At 63.9% G+C, this 24,221-nt stretch carries 22 protein-coding genes; 9 read left to right on the forward strand and 13 right to left on the reverse strand.

All coding sequences use genetic code 11. From position 1 onward, the window contains the following. Positions 1-56 precede the first annotated feature (56 nt). Both KHO49_RS01150 and KHO49_RS01155 read left to right on the forward strand, forming a co-directional pair. Complete coding sequence (locus KHO49_RS01150) at positions 57-1,055, forward strand: FecR family protein (protein WP_102881404.1); 999 nt, start codon at positions 57-59, stop codon at positions 1,053-1,055. An 18-nt stretch (positions 1,056-1,073) separates the two neighbouring features. Next, positions 1,074-3,392 (forward strand): CHASE2 domain-containing protein, encoded by a 2,319-nt coding sequence (locus tag KHO49_RS01155; RefSeq protein ID WP_213664491.1) that lies wholly within the window; start codon positions 1,074-1,076, stop codon positions 3,390-3,392. A 181-nt stretch (positions 3,393-3,573) separates the two neighbouring features. Here KHO49_RS01155 and KHO49_RS01160 read toward each other — a convergent pair whose 3' ends face one another. From KHO49_RS01160 to glyQ, 4 genes are all read right to left on the reverse strand, one after another. After that, on the reverse strand, positions 3,574-4,344 hold the full coding sequence (locus tag KHO49_RS01160; RefSeq protein WP_102881406.1) for a lysophospholipid acyltransferase family protein: 771 nt from the start codon (positions 4,342-4,344) through the stop codon (positions 3,574-3,576). Positions 4,345-4,426: 82 nt separating this feature from the next. Further along, positions 4,427-4,960, reverse strand: a complete 534-nt coding sequence (gene gmhB / locus KHO49_RS01165) for a D-glycero-beta-D-manno-heptose 1,7-bisphosphate 7-phosphatase (RefSeq protein WP_213664492.1) — start codon at positions 4,958-4,960, stop codon at positions 4,427-4,429. Between the two features lie 17 nt (positions 4,961-4,977). Next, on the reverse strand, positions 4,978-7,032 hold the full coding sequence (glyS, locus tag KHO49_RS01170; protein WP_102881407.1) for a glycine--tRNA ligase subunit beta: 2,055 nt from the start codon (positions 7,030-7,032) through the stop codon (positions 4,978-4,980). Continuing rightward, positions 7,029-7,982, reverse strand: a complete 954-nt coding sequence (gene glyQ, locus KHO49_RS01175) for a glycine--tRNA ligase subunit alpha (protein ID WP_003177094.1) — start codon at positions 7,980-7,982, stop codon at positions 7,029-7,031. Before glyQ ends, glyS begins: the two co-directional genes overlap by 4 nt. Positions 7,983-8,063: 81 nt before the next feature. Here glyQ and tag point away from each other — a divergent pair, with 81 nt between their 5' ends. From tag to KHO49_RS01190, 3 genes are all read left to right on the forward strand, one after another. Next, positions 8,064-8,627: a DNA-3-methyladenine glycosylase I gene (tag, locus tag KHO49_RS01180; protein WP_102881408.1), complete on the forward strand. Its 564-nt coding sequence runs from the start codon at positions 8,064-8,066 to the stop codon at positions 8,625-8,627. A gap of 43 nt (positions 8,628-8,670) precedes the next feature. Beyond that, positions 8,671-9,558, forward strand: a complete 888-nt coding sequence (locus KHO49_RS01185; protein WP_102881409.1) for a lysophospholipid acyltransferase — start codon at positions 8,671-8,673, stop codon at positions 9,556-9,558. Positions 9,559-9,630: 72 nt separating this feature from the next. Continuing rightward, the gene (locus KHO49_RS01190; RefSeq protein ID WP_092318073.1) at positions 9,631-9,870 is read left to right on the forward strand and encodes a PilZ domain-containing protein; all 240 of its coding nucleotides are present in this window, start codon (positions 9,631-9,633) and stop codon (positions 9,868-9,870) included. A 152-nt stretch (positions 9,871-10,022) separates the two neighbouring features. Here the strand turns inward: KHO49_RS01190 and KHO49_RS01195 are convergent, their stop codons facing one another. The 5 genes from KHO49_RS01195 to def form a co-directional block, all read right to left on the reverse strand. After that, positions 10,023-10,340, reverse strand: a complete 318-nt coding sequence (locus KHO49_RS01195; RefSeq protein ID WP_170001370.1) for a tetratricopeptide repeat protein — start codon at positions 10,338-10,340, stop codon at positions 10,023-10,025. Positions 10,341-10,446: 106 nt separating this feature from the next. After that, entirely contained in the window at positions 10,447-11,820 is a 1,374-nt protein-coding gene (trkA, locus tag KHO49_RS01200; RefSeq protein ID WP_102862439.1) for a Trk system potassium transporter TrkA, read from the reverse strand. A 22-nt stretch (positions 11,821-11,842) separates the two neighbouring features. Continuing rightward, positions 11,843-13,168 (reverse strand): 16S rRNA (cytosine(967)-C(5))-methyltransferase RsmB, encoded by a 1,326-nt coding sequence (gene rsmB / locus KHO49_RS01205; protein WP_213664493.1) that lies wholly within the window; start codon positions 13,166-13,168, stop codon positions 11,843-11,845. Beyond that, entirely contained in the window at positions 13,165-14,124 is a 960-nt protein-coding gene (gene fmt, locus KHO49_RS01210; RefSeq protein WP_213664494.1) for a methionyl-tRNA formyltransferase, read from the reverse strand. Before fmt ends, rsmB begins: the two co-directional genes overlap by 4 nt. 69 nt (positions 14,125-14,193) lie before the next feature. Next, positions 14,194-14,700: a peptide deformylase gene (gene def / locus KHO49_RS01215; RefSeq protein ID WP_102862442.1), complete on the reverse strand. Its 507-nt coding sequence runs from the start codon at positions 14,698-14,700 to the stop codon at positions 14,194-14,196. A 399-nt stretch (positions 14,701-15,099) separates the two neighbouring features. On the opposite strand from def, the gene dprA reads away from it, so the two are divergent. Together dprA and tsaC are read left to right on the forward strand one after the other, a co-directional pair. Continuing rightward, entirely contained in the window at positions 15,100-16,206 is a 1,107-nt protein-coding gene (gene dprA / locus KHO49_RS01220) for a DNA-processing protein DprA (protein ID WP_213664495.1), read from the forward strand. Between the two features lie 54 nt (positions 16,207-16,260). Beyond that, positions 16,261-16,818 carry an L-threonylcarbamoyladenylate synthase type 1 TsaC gene (gene tsaC, locus KHO49_RS01225; RefSeq protein ID WP_110652515.1) on the forward strand — a complete coding sequence of 186 codons (558 nt, stop codon included), beginning with the start codon at positions 16,261-16,263 and terminating at the stop codon, positions 16,816-16,818. Positions 16,819-16,882: 64 nt separating this feature from the next. Here the strand turns inward: tsaC and KHO49_RS01230 are convergent, their stop codons facing one another. Then, on the reverse strand, positions 16,883-17,860 hold the full coding sequence (locus tag KHO49_RS01230) for an NADPH:quinone reductase (RefSeq protein WP_213664496.1): 978 nt from the start codon (positions 17,858-17,860) through the stop codon (positions 16,883-16,885). A gap of 168 nt (positions 17,861-18,028) precedes the next feature. Here KHO49_RS01230 and hemF point away from each other — a divergent pair, with 168 nt between their 5' ends. Both hemF and aroE read left to right on the forward strand, forming a co-directional pair. Then, positions 18,029-18,946: an oxygen-dependent coproporphyrinogen oxidase gene (gene hemF, locus KHO49_RS01235; RefSeq protein ID WP_102881415.1), complete on the forward strand. Its 918-nt coding sequence runs from the start codon at positions 18,029-18,031 to the stop codon at positions 18,944-18,946. A 93-nt stretch (positions 18,947-19,039) separates the two neighbouring features. Further along, positions 19,040-19,861, forward strand: a complete 822-nt coding sequence (aroE, locus tag KHO49_RS01240) for a shikimate dehydrogenase (RefSeq protein WP_102881416.1) — start codon at positions 19,040-19,042, stop codon at positions 19,859-19,861. Between the two features lie 104 nt (positions 19,862-19,965). Here aroE and KHO49_RS01245 read toward each other — a convergent pair whose 3' ends face one another. The 3 genes from KHO49_RS01245 to betC all read right to left on the reverse strand — a co-directional run bounded on the left by KHO49_RS01245 (position 19,966) and on the right by betC (position 24,109). After that, complete coding sequence (locus KHO49_RS01245; protein WP_213664497.1) at positions 19,966-21,534, reverse strand: SulP family inorganic anion transporter; 1,569 nt, start codon at positions 21,532-21,534, stop codon at positions 19,966-19,968. A 127-nt stretch (positions 21,535-21,661) separates the two neighbouring features. Continuing rightward, positions 21,662-22,579, reverse strand: a complete 918-nt coding sequence (gene choX / locus KHO49_RS01250; RefSeq protein ID WP_102881418.1) for a choline ABC transporter substrate-binding protein — start codon at positions 22,577-22,579, stop codon at positions 21,662-21,664. Positions 22,580-22,594: 15 nt separating this feature from the next. Further along, positions 22,595-24,109, reverse strand: a complete 1,515-nt coding sequence (gene betC, locus KHO49_RS01255; RefSeq protein WP_213664498.1) for a choline-sulfatase — start codon at positions 24,107-24,109, stop codon at positions 22,595-22,597. Positions 24,110-24,221: the final 112 nt, after the last annotated feature.

Raw genomic sequence — 24,221 nt, forward strand, 5'->3', positions numbered from 1 at the left:
TCAGGTATGGTGCGTAGGATTTCGCCGTGGTTTTCCCAAAGGCTCAAAGCATATTCATGAATGACCTCTGCCCTTCTCCGTCCATTGGCCGGTTGCAGGTGGCGTGCGCCGCATTGCTGCTAGCGGGTCTGATCCTGCCATCGTGCGCCGTGCAGGCTGCCCCGCAACGCCTTCCCTATATAGATGACAACCAGCAATGCCGTGGCCAGCCCTTGCCGGCTACCGTCGAGCATCTGACGGGTGATGCCTGGAAACTGGATGCCAAGGGCCGCGAGGTGGCCCTGGAAGAAGGCATGAGCATCGATGAGAAAGAAGGGGTGAAAACTTCGCCATCGGCTTTCGTCAGCCTGTCCCTTGGAGATGGTTCGCGAGTGGTGTTGCCCTCCAGTTCCCAGATCACCCTGCAACTCAATACGCAATACAGCATTCCTCAGGTGGTCCTGGAACAGGGCCAGATCGAGTCCTATGTGATCAAGCGCAACAGCGACCACGACCGCTTCCAGATCGTGACCCCCGTGGGCGTGTTGGGGGTACGAGGGACTCATTTCCGGGTGCGTAATGACGATCAGCAATCCCTGGTGGAGGTGCTCAACGGCCAGGTGGCGGTGAGCCGCGAAGACGAGCCGCCGAGCAAGGCTGCTCGACGTTCCGGCAAGCGCGTTGTGGATAAACCTGCAGGTCCGCGGCCAGGGGAAGTCCAGGTCATGGCGCGCCAGGGTTTGCGCATTCAGAAGCAGGGCGAGCTCAAACCGGTGGAACTGCTGGCCGCGCCCCGGCTGCTGGGGCAGGCCGGACAAACCGGCGCCCTGCCCGTCTGGCAGCTGATCCTGCAACCTTTGCCGGGTGCCCGTCGCTATCGGGCACAGGTGGCCACCGACAAGGGTTTCCTCAACATCAAGCAAGAACAGTTCTCCAGCACCCCGGAAGTGAACTTCACTGGCCTGAAGGCGTTTTTCTATCATGTACGGCTCTCGGCGTTCGACGAGCATGGCCTGGAAGGAGAAACCGGGGTCTATGACATCTTCTACTACCCCAGGACCACTCGTGTTCAATAACCCGTCGGCGGGCCGCCGATGAGTCTCTGGAAGCAAAGGGCCAACGGCCGTGAACCGACCCAGGCCCAGCGCCTGTTTCGCCGCCTGGTACGTGAATGGTTGTGGGTTGGCCTGATTCTTCTGCCCCTGACTGCCTTACTGTCCCTGAGCCACGGCCTGGCTTTGAACAACCTGTTCTATGACAACCTGCGACGTTTTACCCCGCTGCCGGTAGACCCGCGCATTCTGTTGGTGACCATCGACGACTACAGCCTGCAGCAACTGGGACGCTGGCCCTGGCCACGGGCGCTCCATGGACAGTTGCTGGACCGGCTGACGGACGCCAAGGTCAAAGGCGTGCTGTTCGATGTGATCCTCAGCGAACCCGGCAGCACTGTAGAAAACGACACGCAGTTGGCCGCCGCCCTGTGTCGCTCCGGCACGGTGTTCCTGCCGGTGCTGCGCGAGGGGGTTGCTCGCTATGGCCAGGACCTGGAGGAGATCCCTCCGGTGCCGGTGCTGCGCCACTGTGCTCGGGGGCTCGGGCATATCAACGCAGAAGCGGATGCCGACGGCACCGTGCGCAGTGTCTACCTGCGCGAAGGTCCGCAGCAGGCGCCGCGGGCGCAACTGACCTGGTTGCTCTATCAGCTCACCGAAGCCGATCCGCTGTCGTCGCTGATGCCGGGCCCCGCGACTGCGCAGATCAGCAGGGGCTGGCTGCGAGCCAACCCGGTACGTATTGCCTTTATCGATAAGGCGGCGGGCTTTCCCAGCGTGCCCTATGTCAGCGTGCTGCGTGGCGAGGTGCCTGCAGAGTTGCTGCGTGACCGGCTGATCCTGGTGGGGTCCACCGCACCGGGGCTGGGCGACCGTTATGTCACCCCGCAATCCGGCAGCCAGGGCACCACCCCGGGCGTGGAGATCCAGGCCAACCTGCTCAATGGCCTGTTGCAGCATCGCAGCATCGTCGCCCTGGGCCAGTGGCCGGGGATGCTGTGGTCCATGGCCCTGACCGCAGCCTTGCTCGGATTGTTGCTGTGGCGTCCGCGCCACGCCTTGTGGATAACCCTGGGCTGCATGGGCCTGGCCCTGTTGGGATCGGTGCTGATGCTGCGCTTGGGCTACTGGTGGTCGCCGGTGGCCAGCCTGCTGGGCATGCTGCTGGCGTACCTGATCTGGAACTGGCGTCGGCTCAGCGTGATCCTGGCCTATTTCGGTTGGGAGCTGGAGCGCCTGGACAACGAGCCCAAGGTGTTGCCGGAGCGCCGTCGTGGCCAGACCCCCGCCGGTGATGTGCTGCAAGGGCAGATCGTCGCCCTGGAACAGGCCCTGAGCCGGACCCGGGATACCCGGCGCTTTATCGCCGACGGCTTGGAGTACTTGCCGGTGGCGACCCTGATCAGCGACCCGGACGGCAAGATTCTGCTGGCCAATCGCAATGCCCGGGAAGTATTCGCCCACTCACTGGTCGGGCAGCCCTTGATCGCGCAATTGGCCGCCCTGGGCTATCCGGGCCTGACGGAACCTGCGCACTATCCCAGGCTTGAGCAACTGACGGCGCTGGAGTTTCGCGACATTCAGCAACGCAGCCTGCGCATGGAACTGGCGCCGCTGCTGCCGGTGGACAGTGACAACGCCATCGGTTGGTTGTTGAGCCTCACCGACCTCAGCGTCGAGCGGGACGCCGAACAGCAACGGGGCGTATTGCTGCGTTTTCTTTCCCATGACCTGCGCGCGCCCCATTCGGCGATCCTTGCGCTGCTGGACGTGCAGAGCCGCCAGCCATCGCCGCCCAGGCAGGTCTACAGCCAGATCGAGCAGCAGGTGCGTCGAGCCCTGGGGCTGACCGAGGCATTCGTGCAATTGGCCAAGGCCGAGTCGGAGGCCTATCAGTTTGCGCCGAGCATGTTTGCCATGCTGGTCCTGGACGCCTTCGACCAGGCCACGACCCTGGCCCAGTTGAAGCATATCCACCTGGTGCACGACCTGGATGAGGATGGCGAGAGCATGATCCTGGCGGATCAGCCGCTGCTGACCCGGGCCCTGTTCAATCTGCTGGAAAACGCCATCAAGTACAGCCCGGCGAATTCCACCGTCAATGTTCGGGTGAGCTGTGCCGAGGGCTGGCTGCGTTGCGAAATCATCGACCAGGGCCGGGGCATTGCGGCCCAGGAACTGCCCCTGTTGTTTGGTCAGTACCAGCGGTTTGCCTCGGCCAAGGGCATCGACGGCCTGGGCCTGGGACTGTCCATGGTCAAGGCGGTGGTGGACCGGCATCAAGGGCGGATCAGCTGCCGCAGCGAGGTGGGCCAGGGTTCCTGTTTCATCCTTGAGCTGCCCTTGTTGGAGGAATAAGGGCGCGGGGATATTCCAGGCAAAAAAAAACCGGCATCAAGGCCGGTTTTTTTGGCTGCGGTAAAACTTATGCACGTTTTTCCACATTTTATGAGCTTGGGAAATATACATATAAATCAGTGATTTATAGGTCGATTTCAGCCGTTGTACGAATAGTCGTACACAGGTTATCCACAGAAGCTCATACAGCAACCTTATCCGTGGAAGTCGCCAATGGTGGCAATGAGCCCATATCTCGCTGGGCCTGTTCATTCCAGGCGGCAACCCGGTCGTTGAGCTCGGCGATGGCGCGTGGGCCGCTGCCTTCGGCGTACATCGGCGCGCCAATGGTCACGGTGATGGTACCGGGCCGCTTGGCCCAACCGGTCTTCGGCCAGAACTTGCCGGCGTTGTGGGCCACTGGCAGCACCGGCAGGTCGGCGTTTACCGCCAGGGCACTGCCACTGCGGGAGAACTTGCCGACGGTGCCATAGGGCACGCGAGTGCCTTCCGGAAAGATCAGCACCCAGACATTGTCCTTGAGCAGTTCGTCGCCCTTGCTCGCCACTTGCTTGAGGGCCGCCTTGGGGTTGTCGCGGTCGATGGCGATGGGGCGCAGCATGGCCATGGCCCAGCCGAAGAACGGCACATACAGCAACTCACGCTTGAGGACCTGGCTCAGAGGCTCGAAGTAGGCCGAGAGGAAGAAGGTCTCCCAGGTGCTCTGGTGATTGGAGACGATCACGCAGGGCCGCTCGGGGACGTTTTCCGCGCCCTTCACTTCCACGCGAATGTTCAGAAATACCTTGGTCAGCCACAGCGCGCAGCGACACCAGTAGACGTTGATAAAGCGGTAGCGCGCCTTGAAGGGCAGGAACGGCGCGATAAAAAAGCTCAGGGAGCACCACAGCAAGGAACTGGTGCCCAACAGCAGGTAAAAGAAGAAGGTTCTGATGGCCTGCAGGATCGACATAGCGGCATTTACCATTGCGGGCATGCCCGCCTGTTAAAAAGCGCTCTCCCGAACAGTCCTTGGTCAGGATGCCAGAAGGGGCCTAATTGTGGATAAGTTCAGCGGCAACGGCCGCCAGGTCGTCAAAAATCAAGGTGCCTACCGGCAGGGTTTTCCCCAGGGTCTTTTCGCCTTTCCCGGTCTTTACCAATACTGGCTGAGAGTCGACGGCTTTTGCGGCCTCCAGGTCACCGAGACTGTCACCGACAAACCATAGACCTGTCAGTTCTGCCTGGTAATGCTCGGCAATGGTCCGCAGCATGCCCGGTTTCGGTTTGCGACAGGCGCACCCTTCGTCGGGGCCGTGGGGACAATAGACGATCAGCCCGACCTCGCCGCCCTGCTCCGCCACCAGCTCGCGCAGGCGCGCATGCATGGCGTCGAGGGTGGCCAGGTCGTAGTAGCCGCGAGCGATGCCGGACTGGTTGGTGGCGACCGCCACCGTCCAGCCGGCCTTGCTCAACTGCGTAATGGCTTCGATCGAGCCGGGGATTGGAATCCACTCCTGCACCGATTTGATGTAGGCATCGGAGTCGTGATTGATCACGCCGTCACGGTCGAGTATCAGCAGTTTCACAGCAGTTCCTTACCTGATCAGCTCAGTACCGAAATGTCTGCCACACCCAGGAACAGGCCCCGCAGACGCGCCAGCAGCGCATAGCGGTTGGCCCGCACCTTGGCGTCCTCGGCATTGACCATCACCGCCTCGAAGAAGGCGTCCACCGGCTCGCGCAGGGCGGCCAGGCGGGCCAGGGTCTCGCTGTACTGACGCGCTGCGGCCATCGGCTGTACAGCCTGGTCCGCCTGCTGGATCGCCGAGTACAGGGAGAACTCGTTGGCGTTGTCGAAGTACTTGGCTTCGACGGTGGTCGGCACATTGCCTTCGATCTTGCTCAGCAGGTTCGACACGCGCTTGTTCACCGCGGCCAGGGCGGCGGCTTCCGGCAACTTGCGGAAGGCCTGCACGGCTTGCACGCGCTGGTCGAAGTCCAGGGCCGAGCCCGGCTTCAGGGCACGTACCGACAGGTAGGTGGCCACATCCACGCCTTCGTCTTCATAACGGGCACGCAGGCGGTCGAAGATGAACTCCAGCACCTGGTCGGCCAGGCCGGCGGCCTTGACCTTGCTGCCGAAGGCGCTGACGGCGAAGGCCACGGCGTCGTTCAGGTCGAGGTCGAACTTCTTCTCGATGAGGATACGCAGCACGCCCAGGGCCGCGCGACGCAGGGCGTAGGGGTCCTTGCTGCCAGTGGGCAGCATGCCGATGCCGAAGATCCCCACCAGGGTGTCCAGCTTGTCGGCGATGGCCACGGCGGCACCGGTCACGGTGCTTGGAAGCTCGGCGCCGGCGCCACGCGGCATGTACTGCTCGTTGAGGGCCAGGGCCACGTCTTCCGGCTCGCCGTCATTGAGGGCGTAGTAGTAGCCGGCGATGCCTTGCATCTCCGGGAACTCGCCGACCATTTCGGTGGCCAGGTCGCACTTGGACAGCAGGCCGGCACGGGCGGCGCGCTGGGCGTCGCCGCCAATGCGCGGGGCAATGAAGGCGGCCAGCTTGGAAATCCGCTCGGCCTTGTCGTAGACGCTGCCGAGTTTTTCCTGGAAGACCACGTTCTGCAGGCGCAGGTTGAAGTCTTCGAGCTTCTGCTTCTTGTCCTGCTTGAAGAAGAACTCGGCGTCGGTCAGGCGTGGGCGCACGACTTTCTCGTTGCCCTCGATGATCTGGCGCGGGTCCTTGCTCTCGATGTTGGCCACGGTGATGAAGCGCGGCAGCAGCTTGCCGTCCACGTCCAGCAGGCAGAAGTACTTCTGGTTGTCCTGCATGGTGGTGATCAGGGCTTCCTGGGGCACTTCAAGGAAACGTTCCTCGAACGAGCACACCAGCGGCACAGGCCATTCCACCAGGGCGGTCACTTCGTCCAGCAGGTCTGCCGGGACGATCGCCGTGCCTTCCTGCAGGGTGGCCAGTTCCGCGGTGCGCTTGCTGATCAGCTCGCGGCGCTCGTTGGCGTCGGCCAGCACGTAGGCGGCACGCAGGTCGGCCAGGTAGTTGGCCGGCGAGGTGATGCGCACGCTTTGCGGGTGGTGGAAGCGGTGACCACGGGAGTCGCGACCGGCCTTCTGGGCCAGGATGGTGCAGTCGATGACGTCGTCACCCAGCAGCATTACCAGCCATTGGGTCGGACGCACGAACTCTTCCTTGCGCGCGGCCCAGCGCATGCGCTTGGGAATCGGCAGGTCGTTCAGGGAATCTTCGACGATGGTCGGCAGCAGGCTGGCGGTCGGCTTGCCCTTGATGCTCTGGCTGTAGCGCAGTTTCGGGCCGCTCTGGTCGATCTCGCTGAGTTCGACGCCGCACTTCTTGGCAAAACCCAGGGCCGCCTGGGTCGGGTTGCCTTCAGCATCGAACGCGGCCTGGCGTGGTGGGCCGTCGAGGTTGATGCTGCGATCCGGCTGCTGGGTGTCCAGCTGGGTGATCAGTACCGCCAGGCGCCGTGGCGCGGCGTATACGTGCTTGGCCTGAAAGCTCAGGCCGGCGCTCTGCAGGCCTTTCTCGATGCCGGCCAGGAAGGCTTCGGCCAGGGTGTTCAGGGCTTTGGGTGGCAGTTCTTCAGTGCCCAGTTCAACCAGAAAATCTTGCGCACTCATTGTGCCGCCTCCAACTTAGCCAACACTTCATCACGCAGGTCCGGGGTCGCCATGGGGAAGCCCAGCTTGGCGCGAGCCAGCAGGTAGGCTTGCGCCACGGAACGCGCCAGGGTGCGCACACGCAGGATGTACTGCTGACGCGCAGTCACCGAGATCGCCCGGCGTGCATCCAGCAGGTTGAAGGTGTGCGAGGCCTTGAGGACCATTTCATAGCTCGGCAGCGGCAGCGGCTGATCCAGCTCGATCAGGCGCTTGGCCTCGCTTTCGTAGAAATCGAACAGTTCGAACAGCTTCTCGACGTTGGCGTGTTCAAAGTTGTAGGTCGACTGCTCCACTTCGTTCTGGTGGAACACATCGCCATAGGTGACCTTGCCGAACGGGCCGTCGGCCCAGACCAGGTCGTACACCGAGTCCACGCCCTGCAGGTACATGGCCAGGCGTTCCAGGCCGTAGGTGATCTCGCCGGTCACCGGGTAGCACTCGATGCCACCGGCCTGCTGGAAGTAGGTGAACTGAGTCACTTCCATGCCGTTGAGCCAGACTTCCCAGCCCAGGCCCCAGGCGCCCAGGGTCGGCGATTCCCAGTTGTCCTCGACGAAACGGATGTCGTGCACCAGCGGGTCCAGGCCCACGTGCTTCAGGGAACCCAGGTACAGCTCCTGGAAGTTCTCCGGGTTGGGCTTCAAGACCACCTGGAACTGATAGTAGTGCTGCAGGCGGTTGGGGTTTTCGCCGTAGCGGCCGTCAGTCGGGCGACGACTGGGCTGCACATAAGCGGCGTTCCAGGTTTCCGGGCCAATGGCCCGCAGGAATGTGGCGGTGTGGAAAGTGCCGGCGCCTACTTCCATATCGTAGGGCTGAAGTACCACACAACCTTGCTCGGCCCAGTATTGCTGGAGGGCGAGGATCAAGTCTTGGAAGGTACGCACGGCTGGCGTAGGCTGGCTCACGAAATTCACCTGTTACTTGGGCTGCGATTTAAGGAGCGGGAGTATACCCGATTCAGTCCTGCGCACGCCCCCTGGAGCCTTATGCCACGCTGCTTTTGGTGTTCCGACGATCCGCTGTACATGGCTTATCACGATCAGGAGTGGGGCGTGCCGCTGCGCGATGGGCAGCGTCTGTTCGAGTTGTTATTGCTCGAAGGGTTCCAGGCCGGGCTGTCCTGGATCACCGTGCTGAAGAAGCGCGAGCGCTATCGCCAGGTGCTGTTCGGCTTCGATGTGCAGCGCGTGGCGCAGATGAGCGACGCCGAGATCGAGGACCTGATGCAGGACCCTGGCATCATCCGCAACCGCCTCAAGCTCAACGCCGCCCGGCGCAATGCCCAGGCCTGGCTGGAGCTGGAAGACCCGGTGGCCTTTCTCTGGTCCTTCGTCGGTGGTGTGCCCAAGATCAATCATTTCCGGGACCGCAGCGAAGTGCCGGCGGTGACCCCGGAGGCCGAAGCCATGAGCCGCGGCCTGCAGAAAGCCGGTTTCACCTTCGTCGGCCCGACCATCTGCTACGCGCTGATGCAGGCTTCGGGCATGGTCATGGATCACACCCGCGACTGTGATCGTTACGCCATCCTATCCAACGCGCGGTTAGAATAGCCGGCTCGCGACACGCTTCAGACCGACAGATCAGGAGTCATTTGTGGATAAGTTCAAAGGCGCCCTGCTGGTGGGCGCTCTGCGGTTGTTTGCCCTGCTGCCCTGGCGCGCGGTGCAGGCGGTCGGCGCGGCCATCGGCTGGATCATGTGGAAGACCCCCAATCGCTCCCGCGACGTGGTGCGCATCAACCTGGCCAAATGTTTTCCACAGATGGACCCCGCCGAGCGCGAGCGTCTGGTGGGACAGAGCCTGAAAGACATCGGCAAGTCCCTGACCGAAAGCGCTTGCGCCTGGATCTGGCCGGCGGAGCGCTCCATTGCTCTGGTGCGGGAGGTCGAGGGCCTGGACGTACTCAAGGACGCCCTGGCCTCGGGCAAGGGCGTGGTCGGCATCACCAGCCACCTGGGCAACTGGGAAGTGCTCAACCACTTCTATTGCAGCCAGTGCAAACCGATCATTTTCTATCGTCCGCCCAAGCTCAAGGCCGTGGACGAGCTGCTGCGCAAGCAGCGGGTGCAACTGGGCAACCGCGTGGCCGCCTCCACCAAGGAAGGCATCCTCAGCGTCATCAAGGAAGTGCGCAAAGGCGGTGCGGTGGGCATTCCCGCCGACCCGGAACCGGCCGAATCCGCCGGGATCTTCGTGCCCTTCTTCGCCACCCAGGCGCTGACCAGCAAGTTCGTGCCGAACATGCTGGCCGGCGGCAAGGCCGTGGGGGTGTTCCTTCACGCCCTGCGCCTGCCGGATGGTTCGGGCTACAAGGTGATCCTCGAAGCGGCCCCGGACGACATGTACAGCACCGACACCGAAACCTCCTGTGCGGCCATGAGCAAGGTGGTCGAACGCTATGTCGGGGCTTACCCGAGCCAGTACATGTGGAGCATGAAACGCTTCAAGAAGCGCCCGCCGGGTGAGGCACGCTGGTACTGACCGAGCTGGCACGATCTGTGGATAACTTCGCGTAGGGCGTTATCCACAGCACACACAACAAGGGCGCAGAAGATGTCCGAGCACCGCAAGTCGTTTCGCATCAAGATTTCCCACGAGAGCATTGGCGAATGCCTGGGGCAGACTCGCAACCTGTCTGCCAGTGGCGTCTATGTGCAAAGCCCGGTCCTGGCGCAGTTGCCCAAGGGCGCGGTGGTCTATGGCCAGGTGCAGGGCTTGCCGGCGGCGGCGCCCAGGGTGCGCATGGAAGTGGTCCAGGCGGACGCGGAAGGGATCGCCCTGCGCTACCTGTGACATCGTCCTGTAGCCGCTGCCGAGCCCGCGAGGCTGGGAAAAGGACCGAAGGGCCTTGCTTGGCGATCTCCAGCCGAACCTGTGTCGTCTCAAGATATTTGCGTCCCTGCGGGCCGTTCGCAGCCTTCGGCAGCGGCTACAGGGGATAGGGGTCAGCCTTGAGACTGGCGATCGAGTTTTTTCAGGAACACGGTCATTTCCTTTTCTGCCTGTTTGTCGCCATGCCCCCGGGCCGCTTCCAGGCCCTGTTCCCAGGCCTGACGCGCCGCCGCCAGGTCGCCCTGTCCCTGGCAGGCCTTGCCCAGCAGCTTCCAGGCCGCCGAATACTTGGGATCGAAACTCACACAGTGCTGCAGGTGCTCGGCGGCCTTGGCGAAATCGCCCTGGTCCAGATAGCCCTTGCCCAGGCCAAAGCGCAGCAAGGCGTTATCCACACCCTTGGCGAGCATTTTTTCCAGCGATTCAAGCATCGTTGTCACTCCTGTGGGCTCATGTAGCCGCTGCCGCAGGCTGCGCAAGGGCAGCGCCTGCGGCGCAGTTGATCGCAGCCTGCGGCAGCGGCTACACAGTGGTTGATCAGAAGAAGCTCAGGCCGACGTGGAACAGTTTCTCCACGTCGCGAATGTGCTTTTTATCCACAAGGAACAGGATCACATGGTCGCCGGCTTCGATCACCGTGTCGTCGTGGGCGATCAGCACTTCTTCATCGCGAATGATCGCGCCGATGGTGGTGCCCGGCGGCAAGCCGATGCTCTCGATGGCGCGGCCGATCACCTTGCTCGACTTGGCGTCGCCGTGGGCGATGGCCTCGATGGCTTCCGCCGCGCCACGGCGCAGGGAGTGCACGCTGACGATATCGCCGCGGCGCACGTGGGCCAGCAGGGTGCCGATGGTGGCCAGTTGCGGGCTGATGGCAATGTCGATATCGCCGCCCTGGATCAGGTCGACATAGGCCGGGTTGTTGATGATGGTCATGACCTTCTTCGCCCCCAGGCGCTTGGCCAGCAGCGAGGACATGATGTTGGCCTCGTCGTCGTTGGTCAGGGCCAGGAAGATATCGGCGTCGGCGATGTTCTCTTCCAGCAGCAGATCGCGGTCCGAGGCGCTGCCCTGCAGCACCACGGTGCTGTCCAGGGTGTCGGACAGGTAGCGGCAGCGGGCCGGGTTCATCTCGATGATCTTCACCTGATAGCGGCTTTCGATGGCCTCGGCCAGGCGCTCGCCGATCTGCCCGCCACCGGCGATGACGATGCGCTTGTAGGACTCTTCCAGGCGGCGCATCTCGCTCATCACCGCGCGGATGTGGGCCTTGGCAGCGATGAAGAACACTTCGTCGTCGGCCTCGATCACCGTATCGCCCTTGGGCATGATCGGCCGGTCGCGACGGAAGATCGCCGCCACCCGGGTATCGACATTGGGCATGTGCTCGCGCAACTGGCGCAGTTGCTGGCCCACCAGCGGACCGCCGTAATAGGCCTTGACCGCCACCAGTTGTGCCTTGCCTTCGGCGAAGTCGATCACCTGCAGGGCGCCGGGGTGTTCGATCAAACGCTTGATGTAGTTGGTCACCACCTGCTCGGGGCTGATCAGCACGTCCACCGGGATCGCGTCGTTGTCGAACAGCCCGGCGCGGGTCAGGTAGGCGGCTTCGCGCACCCGGGCGATCTTGGTCGGGGTGTGGAACAGGGTGTGGGCGACCTGGCAGGCAACCATGTTGGTTTCGTCGCTGTTGGTCACCGCCACCAGCATGTCGGCGTCGTCGGCGCCGGCCTGGCGCAATACCGTCGGGAACGAGGCGCGGCCCTGCACGGTGCGGATGTCCAGGCGGTCGCCGAGGTCGCGCAGGCGTTCGCCGTCGGTGTCGACCACGGTGATGTCGTTGGCTTCGCTGGCCAGGTGTTCCGCCAGCGTGCCACCCACTTGCCCGGCGCCGAGGATGATGATTTTCATCCAGTCACTCCCTTAAAACCGTTTAGCCGCGAGCTGCGGCGATCTTGATCAGTTTGGCGTAATAGAAGCCGTCGTGGCCGCCCTCTTGCGCCAGCAACTGGCGTCCGTGGGGCTGCTTGAGGCCGGCCGCAGGCTGCCCCAGTTGGCCGCCGATGTCCAACTCACGAGCTCCCGGGGTGCGGGACAGGAAGGCCTCGATCACTTCGGTGTTCTCGGTGGGCAGGGTCGAGCAGGTGGCGTAGAGCAGGATGCCGCCCACTTCCAGGGTCTGCCACAGGGCGTCCAGCAGTTCGCCTTGCAATTGCGCCAGGGCGGCGATGTCTTCGGCTTGGCGAGTGAGTTTGATATCCGGGTGGCGACGAATCACCCCGGTGGCCGAGCAGGGAGCGTCCAGCAGGATGCGCTGGAACGGCTGGCCGTCCCACCAGGCCTGGGTATCCCGGCCGTCGGCGGCAATCAGCTGGGCATCGAGCCCCAGGCGGTCGAGGTTTTCTCGCACTCGCACCAGGCGCTTGGCTTCCAGGTCCACCGCCACCACGCCAGCCAATTGCGGCTGCACTTCGAGGATGTGGCAGGTCTTGCCGCCCGGGGCGCAGCAGGCATCCAGCACCCGATGCCCCGGGGCCAGTTCCAGCAGATCGGCAGCCAGTTGAGCGGCTTCGTCCTGGACGCTGACCCAGCCTTCGGCAAAGCCCGGCAGGCTGCGCACATCACCGGCTTCGTCGAGGACGATGCCGTCCTGGCTGTAGACGCAGGCCTTGGCCGCAACCCCCGCTTGGCTCAACAGCTTCAGGTAGGCATCCCGGGAGTGATGACGGCGATTGACCCGCAGGATCATCGGCGGGTGAGCGTTGTTGGCGGCGCAGATGGCTTCCCATTGCTCGGGCCAGAAGGCCTTGAGGGACTTCTGCAGCCAGCGTGGGTGGGCGGTGCGCACCACCGGATCATGTTCCAGCTCGGCCAACAGGGCCTCGCTTTCACGCTGGGCGCGGCGCAGCACGGCGTTGAGCAGAGCCTTGGCCCAGGGCTTTTTCAACTTGTCGGCGCAGCCCACGGTTTCGCCGATGGCGGCGTGGGCCGGCACCCGGGTGTAGAGCAACTGATAGAGACCCACCAGCAGCAGCGCCTCGACATCGGCATCGGCGGCCTTGAACGGCTTCTGCAGCAGCTTGGCCGCCAGCGCCGACAACCGCGGCTGCCAGCGTGCGGTGCCGAACGCCAGGTCCTGGGTGAAGCCGCGGTCCCGGACCTCGACCTTGTCCAGCTGGACCGGCAGCGAGCTGTTGAGCGAGGCCTTGCCGTTGAGGACCGCGGTCAGGGCCTTGGCGGCGGCCAGGCGCGGGTTCATTGGGCGTCCGCCGTCTGGCCGAGGACGGTGCCGATGGCGAATTTCTCGCGGCGGCTGTTGAACAGGTCGCTGAAGTTCAGCGCCTTGCCCCCGGGCAGTTGCAGGCGGGTCAGGCACAGCGCCTGTTCACCGCAGGCGACGATCAGGCCGTCCTTGCTGGCGCCGAGGATCTCGCCCGGGGCGCCACGGCCTTCGGCCAGGGTGGCTGCCAGGACTTTCAGGGCTTCGCCATTGAGGGTGCTGTGGCAGATCGGCCAGGGATTGAAGGCCCGGACCAGGAGCTCCAGCTCCACGGCCGGGCGATTCCAGTCGATGCGCGCTTCATCCTTGTTCAGCTTGTGGGCGTAGGTCGCCAGGCTGTCGTCCTGGATTTCGCCTTCCAGGGTGCCGGCGGCGAGGCCTTCGATGGCTTGCAGCACCGCGGTCGGGCCCAGTTCTGCCAGACGGTCGTGCAGGCTGCCGCCGGTGTCCTGGGCGCTGATCGGTGTGCTGACCTTGAGCAGCATCGGCCCGGTGTCCAGGCCGGCTTCCATGCGCATCACGGTCACGCCGCTGGCGTCGTCACCGGCTTCTACGGCGCGCTGGATCGGCGCGGCACCGCGCCAGCGCGGCAGCAGGGAGGCGTGGCTGTTGATGCAGCCCAGGCGCGGAATATCCAGCACCACTTGAGGCAGGATCAGGCCGTAGGCCACCACCACCATCAGGTCCGGCTTGAGCGCCGCCAGTTCGGCCTGGGCCTCGGCATTGCGTAGCGTGGGCGGTTGCAGCACCGGGATCTGGTGCTCCAGGGCCAGCTGTTTGACCGGGCTTGGCATCAGCTTCTGCCCGCGCCCCGCCGGACGGTCCGGCTGGGTGTAGACCGCGACAATCTGGTGAGGGCTGTCGAGCAGGGCCTTGAGGTGTTCGGCGGCGAATTCGGGGGTGCCGGCAAAGACGATGCGCAGTGGCTCAGTCATGGGAATTCTCGATGTTAAACATGCGGAAAAGAAAAAGGCTTGCCGTGGCAAGCCTTTGCAAGACGGTCATCAAGCCTGCTGGCGATGCTGCTTTTCCAGCTTCTTCTTGATCCGGTCACGCTTGAGCGTGGACAGGTAGTCGACGAACAGCTTGCCGTTGAGGTGGTCGCATTCGTGCTGGATGCACACCGCCAGCAAACCTTCGGCGATCAGCTCATAGGGCTGGCCGTCGCGGTCCAGGGCCTTGATCTTGACGCGCTGCGGACGGTCGACGTTCTCGTAGAAACCCGGTACCGAAAGGCAGCCTTCCTGATACTGGTCCATCTCGTCGGTCAGGGCTTCGAACTCGGGGTTGATGAATACCCGGGGCTCGCTGCGATCTTCGGACAGGTCCATGACCACGACGCGTTTGTGCACGTTGACCTGGGTCGCCGCCAGACCAATGCCTGGGGCCTCATACATTGTTTCAAACATGTCATCGACCAACTGACGCACTTCGTCGTCCACTACGGCCACGGGTTTGGCGATAGTGCGCAGGCGCGAATCGGGGAATTCGAGGATGTTTAAAATGGCCATAAGCGTAATTGCTACACGTGTGAAGTAAGGGCGGAGTCGGCGTCCTGGCAGGTCCTGGACCTGGGCCGCCGATGCAAAACGTGCTCTGCAAAGGAGCGAGCCGCGCAGGCTCTGGCGTTTTACGCGAACGCACATAATAAAGGGATTCAGCCCCTGAGGAAATGTCTGTTCGCCCTGCTGCTATTGGGCTGGACCGCCATCGGTCGGACCTGCAAGCGGCTGCGTCAGGCCTGATTGGCGTGCTTGCGGTTGGCTGCACGGGTGGTTGGGCAGAGCAAGACCGACCTCGGCAGGGCATCTCCCTGGCACAGCAGGAAACCTTTCCTCAACAAGTTACCAACAGACTTATCCACAGCTTGTTCCGGTTTTCGCCGGACCGATGACGATCAAGGATGATCCATGTCGCACTCGATCAGTGCCGCCATTTCCCCCGCGGAACTGGAAGCCCGTTTACGTTTGCATGGCCTGCCCGCCCTGGGCGCCATGCGCTTTGGGCGTTTGCTCCAGGCCTTCGGTTCAGCCTCCAAGGCCCTCAGTGCTCCGGCCAGCGCCTGGCACTCCCTGGGTCTGCCGACGGCCTGTACCGATGCCCGGCGCAGTGTCGAAGTCCGGGAAGGCGCCCGCCGCGCACTGGCCTGGATAGACAACCAGGCCCAGCATTTGCTGATGTGGGACCAGCCCAACTATCCCCCGCTGCTGGCGCAATTGGAGGATGCGCCACCGCTGTTGTTCGTGGCCGGCGATCCGTCGATTCTTCAACGGCCGCAGTTGGCGCTGGTGGGCAGCCGTCGGGCTTCGCGTCCGGGACTGGACACGGCCGCGGCGTTTTCCCGGAGTCTGGCCGCCGCCGGATTCGTGATCACCAGCGGCCTGGCCCTGGGGATCGATGGCGCTGCGCACCAGGCGGCCCTGGACGTGGGTGGGCGTACCGTGGGGGTGTTGGGCACGGGCCTGGAAAAATGTTATCCACAGCGGCATCGGGCCTTGGCCAGGGCGATGATCGAGCAGGGCAGCGCAGTGATTTCCGAGTTCCCCCTGGACACTGGCCCACGTCCGGAGCACTTCCCCCGGCGCAACCGGATCATCAGTGGCTTGTCCCTGGGGGTGCTGGTGGTGGAAGCCAGTGTCGCCAGCGGCTCGCTGATCACCGCCCGCCTGGCGGCCGAGCAAGGCCGCGAGGTGTACGCGATCCCCGGTTCGATTCATCACCCCGGTGCCCGGGGGTGTCATCAACTGATCCGTGATGGCGCGGTGCTGGTGGAAAGCGTGCAGCACATCCTGGAAACCCTGAGAGGTTGGCAACACCTGCCACCGCCTGCCGCCGCGCCGCTGGAGGCCAGCGAGCATCCGCTGTTGGCGCTGCTTCAGGCGGCCCCCCACAGCAGCGAGGCCCTGGCGCTTGCTAGCGGCTGGTCCCTGCCCCGGGTGCTGGCGGCACTGACCGAGCTGGAAATCGAGGCGCGGGCCGTCAACGAAAACGGCCGCTGGTTTGCGCGTCTGAGCTAGGTTTTATAGGCAGGATCGGTAAACTGCGCACAGCTTTTATCTGGAGATTCGGCAATGGTCAGCAGTTGGCGTGTGCAGCAAGCCGCACGAGAGATTCGCGCAGGGGCGGTGATTGCCTATCCAACCGAAGCGGTCTGGGGCCTGGGGTGCGATCCGTGGAATGAAGAGGCGGTGGATCGCCTGCTGGCAATCAAGTCACGGTCGGTGGACAAGGGCCTGATCCTGATCGCCGACAACATCCACCAGTTCGACTTCCTCTTCGAGGATTTCCCGGATACCTGGATCGAGCGCATGTCCAGCACCTGGCCGGGTCCCAACACCTGGCTGGTGCCCCATCAGAACCTGCTGCCGCAGTGGGTGACCGGGGTGCATGACACGGTGGCGTTACGGGTCAGCGACCATCCGCTGGTCCGTGAACTCTGTGCCTTGGTGGGGCCGTTGATTTCCACTTCGGCCAATCCCCAGGGGCGGCCGGCGGCGCGTACGCGGCTGCGCATCGAGCAGTATTTCCGTGGACAACTGGACCTGGTGCTCACCGGTAGCCTGGGCGGGCGCAAGAACCCAAGCCTGATCCGCGATCTGGCCACCGGCAAGGTGGTGCGGCCTTCCTGAACCGCTTCGCCGGCAAGCCGTCTCCTATGAACATCCGTAGGAGCCGGCTTGCTGGCGAAAGCGCTTAAGGCAACAACACGGTCGAGCCGGTAGTACGCCGGGCCGACAACTCGATATGGGCCTTGGCCGCGTCCGCCAGAGCGAAGCGCTGGCCAATCTCGATCTTCAGCTTGCCGCTGGCAATCATGCCGAACAGGTCGTCGGCCATGAGCTGCAGGTTCTCGGCATTGTTGGCGTAGCTGGCCAGGGTCGGCCGGGTCACGTACAGCGAGCCCTTGGCCGAAAGAATCCCCAGGTTCACCCCGTCCACCGCTCCCGAGGCATTGCCGAAGCTGACCATCAGCCCGCGCGGTGCCAGGCAATCCAGGGAGGTCAGCCAGGTGTCTTTGCCGACACCGTCATACACCACCGGGCACTTCTTGCCATCCGTCAGTTCCAGCACGCGCTTGGCGACGTCTTCATGGCTGTAGTCGATGGTTTCCCAGGCGCCGAGGGCTTTGGCAATGGCGGCCTTCTCCGGCGAGCTGACGGTACCGATCAGTTTTACCCCAAGGGCCTTGGCCCACTGGCAGGCCAGGGAACCGACGCCCCCCGCTGCGGCGTGAAACAGTACGGTTTCGCCACCCTTGAGTTCATAGGTCTGACGCAGCAGGTACTGCACGGTCAGGCCCTTGAGCATCACCCCGGCGGCCTGCTCGAAGCTGATGGCCTCTGGCAGATGCACCAGATTGGCTTCCGGCAGTACATGCACATCGCTGTAGGCGCCCAGTGGGCCGCTGCCATAGGCCACGCGATCACCTACCTTGAAGCGCGTCACAGCGCTGCCCACCGCTTCCACCACCCCGGCGCCGGCGGCGCCGAGGCCGGACGGCAGTGCTGGTGGGGCATACAGGCCACTGCGGAAGTAGGTGTCGATGAAGTTCAGGCCGATGGCCTTGTTGCTGACGCGAACCTGCTGTGGTCCCGGTTCGGCGGGCTGGTAATCCACATACTCGAGTACTTCGGGGCCGCCATGGGCACGGAACTGGATACGTTTGGCCATCTGCACTCTCTCCTTGGTCGTGTCGTGAAAGTGCTCTATCGGACTCCTGTGCTTGACCTTCGTCAACTGCGGAGCGCCCCGACGCGGTGTTATGCTACGCGCCCATTTGCGCGCGTCCCCTGCTCCATCCCTAGCGCCGCGTAGCTTTGCCCGATTCAAGGTGATGCCATGACTACCCGCACCGAGGCCGTAAAAGCCTACCTGCTCGACCTGCAAGACCGCATTTGCGCTGCACTGGAAACCGAAGACGGTGGCGCACGCTTTATCGAGGACGCCTGGACCCGCCCTGCCGGCGGTGGCGGACGCACCCGGGTGATCGGCGACGGTGCAGTGATCGAAAAGGGTGGGGTCAACTTTTCCCATGTGTTCGGCAGCGGCCTGCCACCTTCGGCCAGTGCCCACCGTCCGGAACTGGCCGGCCGGGGTTTCGAGGCCCTGGGCGTGTCCCTGGTGATTCACCCACACAACCCTCATGTGCCGACGTCCCACGCCAACGTGCGGTTCTTCATCGCCGAGAAGGAAGGTGAAGAGCCGGTCTGGTGGTTCGGTGGAGGTTTCGACCTGACCCCCTACTACGGCAATGAAGAAGACTGCGTGCATTGGCACCGGGTTGCCGAGCGCGCCTGTGCGCCCTTCGGTGCCGACGTCTACCCGCGCTACAAGGCCTGGTGCGACAGCTACTTCCATATCAAGCACCGCAACGAACCGCGGGGCATCGGTGGCCTGTTCTTCGACGACCTCAACGAATGGGACTTCGACACCAGCTTCGCCTTCATGCGCGCCATCGGCGATGCCTACATCGAGGCCTACCTGCCCATCGTCCAGCGCCGCAAGGCTGCCGCCTATACCGAGCAGCAGCGCGAGTTCCAGGAGTTCCGCCGCGGTCGCTACGTCGAGTTCAACCTGGTCTACGACCGTGGCACCCTGTTCGGCCTGCAATCGGGCGGTCGCACCGAGTCGATCCTCATGTCGCTGCCGCCGCAAGTGCGCTGGGGCTACGACTGGAAGGCCGAGCCGGGCAGCGAAGAAGCGCGCCTGACCGAATACTTCCTGCAAGACCGCGACTGGCTGGCCGCCAGCAACTAAACCGCACCCACTGCGCAGGAGCCGGCTTGCCGGCGAAGAGGCCTTCAAGGCGGACGCGGTTCCTGCCAGTGTGTTGAGCAAATGGGATGAGAGATGGATCAGTACGTTGTCTTTGGTAATCCGATTGGCCACAGCAAATCACCCTTGATCCATCGGCTGTTCGCCCAGCAGACCGGCCAGCAACTGGAATACAACACCCTGCTGGCGCCTCTGGACGATTTCGCCGGTGCCGCCCGCGATTTCTTCGCCCAGGGCCGCGGTGCCAACGTCACCGTGCCGTTCAAGGAAGACGCCTATCGCCTGTGCGACAGCCTGACCGAGCGCGCCCAGCGGGCCGGTGCGGTGAACACCCTGAGCAAGCAAGCGGACGGCACTCTGCTGGGAGACAACACCGACGGCGCCGGACTGGTACGCGACCTGACGGTGAACGCCGGGGTCAGTCTCAAGGGCAAGCGCATCCTTTTGCTGGGGGCCGGTGGCGCCGTGCGTGGAGCCTTGGAACCCCTGTTGGCGCAGCGGCCGGCGTCGGTGGTGATTGCCAATCGCACCGTGGAAAAAGCCGAGTTGCTGGCCGAACTGTTCGCCGACCTGGGACCGGTGTCGGCCAGCGGCTTCGACTGGTTGCAGGAGTCGGTGGACCTGATCATCAATGCCACTTCCGCCAGCCTGTCGGGGGACTTGCCGCCGATTGCCAGCAGCCTGATCGAACCGGGCAAAACGGTGTGCTACGACATGATGTACGCCAAGGAGCCGACGCCGTTCTGCCGTTGGGCCAGTGAACATGGCGCGGCGCTGGTGCTGGATGGTTTGGGCATGCTGGCCGAACAGGCGGCGGAAGCCTTCTACCTGTGGCGCGGCGTGCGCCCGGACAGTGCCCCGGTGCTGGCCGAACTGCGCCGCCAGTTGGCGCAGTAACCCCTCCCCCCTCGTAGGAGCTGGCTTGCCAGTGAAGGCGGCCTCAAGACTGGCGCCAGGTCCAAGGGCCTCTTCGCCGGCAAGCCGGCTCCTACGGATGGGGTTCAGTCTTCGAAGCGGATCGGGCAGTGCTCTGGTCCTTCGAGCTTGATCAATTCCTCCTTCACCGTCTGCCGTGCCCGGCGCAGGGTCAGGCTGCGGTCCTGGCGTTTCAGTCGGCGCGCCTCCTGATGCAGCATCTCCACCCCTGAATAGTCGATGAAGTTGATCTGCCGGGCGTCGATCACCAGTTTCGGTGCATGGCAGCGTTGCATGCGCACCTGCAGGTAATGACTGGCGCCAAAGAAGATCGAGCCACCCACCCGCAGGATGTCTGCATCGCCCTCGCTGGAATGCTGCACCCGTGGCTGGGAGGTGCGCTTGAGGTAGAAGAACAGCGACGCCAGGACCCCGGCATAGATCGCCGTCTGCAACTCCAGGAGCAAGGTGGCGATGCAGGTCAGGCTCATCACTAAAAATTCGGCGCGGCTGACTCTGAACAGCGCGCGAATGCCCCGATGATCCACCAGGCCCCAGCAGATCAGCAGGATGCTCCCGGCCATGGCCGGAATCGGGATATGGGCGATCAGCCCGGCGCCGGCCACCGCGAACAGCGCCACCCACAGCGCCGAGAACACCCCGGCCAGGGGCGAGCGGGCACCGGCTTCATAACTCAAGCCCGAGCGGGTGAAGGAGCCGGAGGACAGGTAGCCGGAGAAAAACGCCCCCACCATGTTCGACAAGCCCTGGGCGCGGACTTCCTGGTTGGCGTCGAGCAGTTGTTCCGAACGTGCCGACAGTGAGCGGGCAATCGACAGGCTGGTCACCAGCCCCAGCATCCCCACCGCCACGGCACTGGGCAGCAGCCGCAGGACCAGATCCAGGTCCAGTGGCAACGGGCTCAAGGGCGGTAGCCGGCCCACGAAGGCGCTGACCAATTTGACGTGCCCGAACACCCCCGGCAGCAGCCAGACCACCAGCGCACTGAGGACCAGGCTGAGCAACAGGCTGGGCCAGCGCGGCGCCAGCAGCTTCAGGCCGAGGCCGACGATCAGGGTGCCAAGCCCCAGCAACAGCGAAGGCTGGTCCACAGCGTCCAGGTGTTCCAGCAGGGAGGTCAGGCTATTGAGGGCGGTGGCCTGGTTCGGCAGCTCCAGGCCCAGGAGGTTGGGCAATTGCCCCAGGGCGATCACCACCGCGGCACCGAGGGTGAAGCCCAGCACCACCGAATGCGAGACGAAGTTCACCAGGGCGCCGAAGCGCAGCAGCCCCAGCAGCCACTGGAAGATGCCCGCCAGCAAGGTCAGCAGCAGGATCAGGGTGATGTAGTCCTCGGATGCCGGCACCGCCAGGGGGCTGACACTGGCATACAGAACAATGGAGATCGCTGCCGTGGGCCCGCAGATCAGGTGCCAGGACGAACCCCAGAGGCAGGCGATCAGCACCGGGACTATGGCTGCGTACAGGCCGTACTCCGGCGGCAGGCCGGCGATCAGCGCATAGGCGATGGATTGCGGCAGGGCGAGGATCGCGCCGCTCAGGCCCACCAGCAGATCCCGGCCAACGCTGGCCCGGGTCTGCCGTGGCAGCCAGCCGAGGAAAGGCAGGAGTGAATGGCGGTTGGGCCAGGCCATGGTTCCTCACGGGTGGGTAGATTCAGGGGGGCCAGGGTAAAGCATTGTCCGGCCTTGGGCATGTGCCGAGGCCGGCCCCTCATCCCGTAGGAGCCGGCTTGCCGGCGAATGGCCGGCGCACCTCGGGCTACAACTTGGCCTTCACCGCCGCCAGAGCCTCTTTGTCATCAATGGTCCGGACCCCTTCCAGCCATTGCTCCAGCACCGCCGGGTTGGCCTTGATCCAGGCCTTGGCGGCGTCGGCGTTGCTGACCTTCTTGTTCACCACCTCGGCCATGATGGCGTTCTCCATGTCCTGGGTGAACCGCAGATTGGTAAGGAGCTTGCCGACGTTCGGGCAGGCCTGTGCATAACCCTTGCGCGTCAGGGTGTAGACGCTGCCGCTGGCGCCGAAGTACTTCTCGCCCCCGGTCAGGTAATGCATTTTCAGCTGCACGTTCATCGGGTGCGGGGTCCAGCCGAGGAAGGTCACGAAGCGCTGTTTTTTCGTGGCCCGGGACACTTCGGCGAGCATCGCCTGCTCGCTGGACTCGATCAGCTTCCACTGGCCGAGGCTGAACTCGTTGTTCTTGATGATCTCCTGCAGCGACAGGTTGGCCGGGGCACCGGAGCCGATGCCGTAGATCTTCTTGTCAAACTTGTCGGCGAACTTGCTCAGGTCGGCAAAGTCGTGCACCCCGGCGTCCCACACGTAGTCCGGAACCGCCAGGGTGAACTCGGTGCCTTCCAGGTTCTTCGCCAGCTGGATCACCTCGCCATTGGCCACGAACTTGTCGTAGAAGCCCTGTTGCGCCGGCATCCAGTTGCCCAGGAACACATCCACCTGGCCGTCCTTGAGGCCGCCGTAGGTGATCGGCACCGCCAGTGTGTCGATCTTGGCCTTGTAGCCCATGCCGTCCAGTAGAAAGCTGGCGATGGCGTTGGTGGCGGCGATGTCGCTCCAGCCCGGATCGGCCATTTTCACGGTTGCGCACGAGTCGGCCCAGGCGGTTGTGCTGCCCAGAGCCAGGAACCCGACGGCCAGCGCTGTGGATAACTTTTGCATGCTCTTCCCCTTGGATTATTGGTGTTGGCAGGGTTGTGGATAACGCGCCTTGCGCTCCAGATCGTCGAGGTCGATGTGGTTGCGCATGTATTGCGCACTGGCGTCTACCAGTGGCTGGTGATCCCAGCTCTTGCGTGTGCCCCGGCCCAGGGCGTCGGCCACCAGGCGGCGACGGCGCTGGCTGGCCAGGACCTGTTGGTGAAGGGTGGGGATGTCCCACTTGGCCCGGGCTTCGGCGAGGAAGGCGTCGAACAGCGCTCGATGCTCGGCCGACTGGCTGAGGTCGCGGTGTTCCTGGGGGTCGTTGGCTACGTCGAAGAGTAGGCAGGGGTCGTCTTCGCTGTAGATGAATTTGTAGGCGCCCCGACGAATCATCATCAGCGGGCTGATGGTGCCTTCGGCCATGTATTCGCCGAAGACCTCATCGTGGCCGCCCTGCCCCAGCAGATGGGGAACCAGGGAGCGGCCGTCCAGGGGCAGGTCCGCCTCCACCCGGCCGCCGGCCAGTTCCACCAGGGTCGGCAGCAGGTCGGCGGTGGAGACTGCCGCGCTGACTCGCCCGGCGGCGAACTGCCCCGGTGCGCAGATCAACAGCGGCACCCGGGCGGCCATTTCGAACCAGTGCATTTTGTACCAGAGGCCGCGCTCGCCGAGCATGTCGCCGTGGTCGCCGGAAAACACGATCAGGGTGTCGTCCGCCAACCCGGTGTCTTCAAGGGTCTGCAGCAGTTTGCCGACGTTGCTGTCGATGTAGCTGCAGGCGCCGAAGTAGGCCCGCCGCGCGTCGCGGATCTTATCCACAGGCAGCGGCTTGTCCCACAGGTCGTAGACCTTGAGCAGGCGCTGGGAATGCGGGTCCAGTTCGCTTTGCGGTGGGGTCTGGGGCAGTGGGATCTCGTCGTCGCGGTACAGGTCCCAGAAGGCCTTGGGAATGGTGTAGGGATCGTGGGGATGAGTCATGGACACGGTGAGGCAGAACGGCTGGTCGCCGGCTTCGCGCACATGGTCGAACAGGTACTGCTGGGCCTTGAACACCACCTCTTCATCGAAATCCAGCTGGTTGGTGCGCACGCAGGGCCCGGCCTGCAGCACCGAGGACATGTTGTGGTACCAGCTGGGACGCACCTCGGGCTCATCCCAGTTCACCGCCCAGCCGTAGTCGGCGGGGTAGATGTCGGTGGTCAGGCGCTCTTCATAGCCGTGCAACTGATCCGGGCCGCAGAAGTGCATCTTGCCCGACAGCGCAGTGCGGTAGCCCAGGCGCCGCAGGTAGTGGGCGTAGGTGGGCACGTCGGCGGGAAAGTCCGCAGCGTTGTCGTAGGCGCCGATCCTGCTCGGCAACTGCCCGCTGACCAGGGTAAAGCGCGACGGCGCGCACAGTGGGCTGTTGCAGTAGGCGGCATCGAATACCACGCCCTGGGCAGCCAGACGGCTCAGGTGCGGCAGCTTGATCGGTGATGAACCGTAGAACGGCAGCAAGGGCGCGGCCATCTGGTCGGCCATGATGAAAAGAATGTTCTTGCGCTTCATGGATTCGCGGCATTCCATAGTCGATGGTTATGCGAAAGTGCTGCGATCGAGCATGGATTCCATGTCTTTGGCGGTAAAGCCCATGCACGGCAATGACTAGGATAAGCACAGC

It is taken from the genome of Pseudomonas sp. RC4D1, assembly GCF_018390395.1.
GTDB lineage: Bacteria > Pseudomonadota > Gammaproteobacteria > Pseudomonadales > Pseudomonadaceae > Aquipseudomonas > Aquipseudomonas danubii.

Coding starts and splice junctions, on each gene's coding strand:
- KHO49_RS01150 (WP_102881404.1), top strand. CDS start 57: ATGAATGACCTCTGCCCTTCTCCGTCCATTGGCCGGTTGCAGGTGGCG.
- KHO49_RS01155 (WP_213664491.1), top strand. CDS start 1,074: ATGAGTCTCTGGAAGCAAAGGGCCAACGGCCGTGAACCGACCCAGGCC.
- KHO49_RS01160 (WP_102881406.1), bottom strand. CDS start 4,344: ATGTCGATCCTGCAGGCCATCAGAACCTTCTTCTTTTACCTGCTGTTG.
- glyS (WP_102881407.1), bottom strand. CDS start 7,032: ATGAGTGCGCAAGATTTTCTGGTTGAACTGGGCACTGAAGAACTGCCA.
- tag (WP_102881408.1), top strand. CDS start 8,064: ATGCCACGCTGCTTTTGGTGTTCCGACGATCCGCTGTACATGGCTTAT.
- KHO49_RS01190 (WP_092318073.1), top strand. CDS start 9,631: ATGTCCGAGCACCGCAAGTCGTTTCGCATCAAGATTTCCCACGAGAGC.
- KHO49_RS01195 (WP_170001370.1), bottom strand. CDS start 10,340: ATGCTTGAATCGCTGGAAAAAATGCTCGCCAAGGGTGTGGATAACGCC.
- trkA (WP_102862439.1), bottom strand. CDS start 11,820: ATGAAAATCATCATCCTCGGCGCCGGGCAAGTGGGTGGCACGCTGGCG.
- rsmB (WP_213664493.1), bottom strand. CDS start 13,168: ATGAACCCGCGCCTGGCCGCCGCCAAGGCCCTGACCGCGGTCCTCAAC.
- fmt (WP_213664494.1), bottom strand. CDS start 14,124: ATGACTGAGCCACTGCGCATCGTCTTTGCCGGCACCCCCGAATTCGCC.
- def (WP_102862442.1), bottom strand. CDS start 14,700: ATGGCCATTTTAAACATCCTCGAATTCCCCGATTCGCGCCTGCGCACT.
- dprA (WP_213664495.1), top strand. CDS start 15,100: ATGTCGCACTCGATCAGTGCCGCCATTTCCCCCGCGGAACTGGAAGCC.
- tsaC (WP_110652515.1), top strand. CDS start 16,261: ATGGTCAGCAGTTGGCGTGTGCAGCAAGCCGCACGAGAGATTCGCGCA.
- KHO49_RS01230 (WP_213664496.1), bottom strand. CDS start 17,860: ATGGCCAAACGTATCCAGTTCCGTGCCCATGGCGGCCCCGAAGTACTC.
- hemF (WP_102881415.1), top strand. CDS start 18,029: ATGACTACCCGCACCGAGGCCGTAAAAGCCTACCTGCTCGACCTGCAA.
- aroE (WP_102881416.1), top strand. CDS start 19,040: ATGGATCAGTACGTTGTCTTTGGTAATCCGATTGGCCACAGCAAATCA.
- KHO49_RS01245 (WP_213664497.1), bottom strand. CDS start 21,534: ATGGCCTGGCCCAACCGCCATTCACTCCTGCCTTTCCTCGGCTGGCTG.
- choX (WP_102881418.1), bottom strand. CDS start 22,579: ATGCAAAAGTTATCCACAGCGCTGGCCGTCGGGTTCCTGGCTCTGGGC.
- betC (WP_213664498.1), bottom strand. CDS start 24,109: ATGAAGCGCAAGAACATTCTTTTCATCATGGCCGACCAGATGGCCGCG.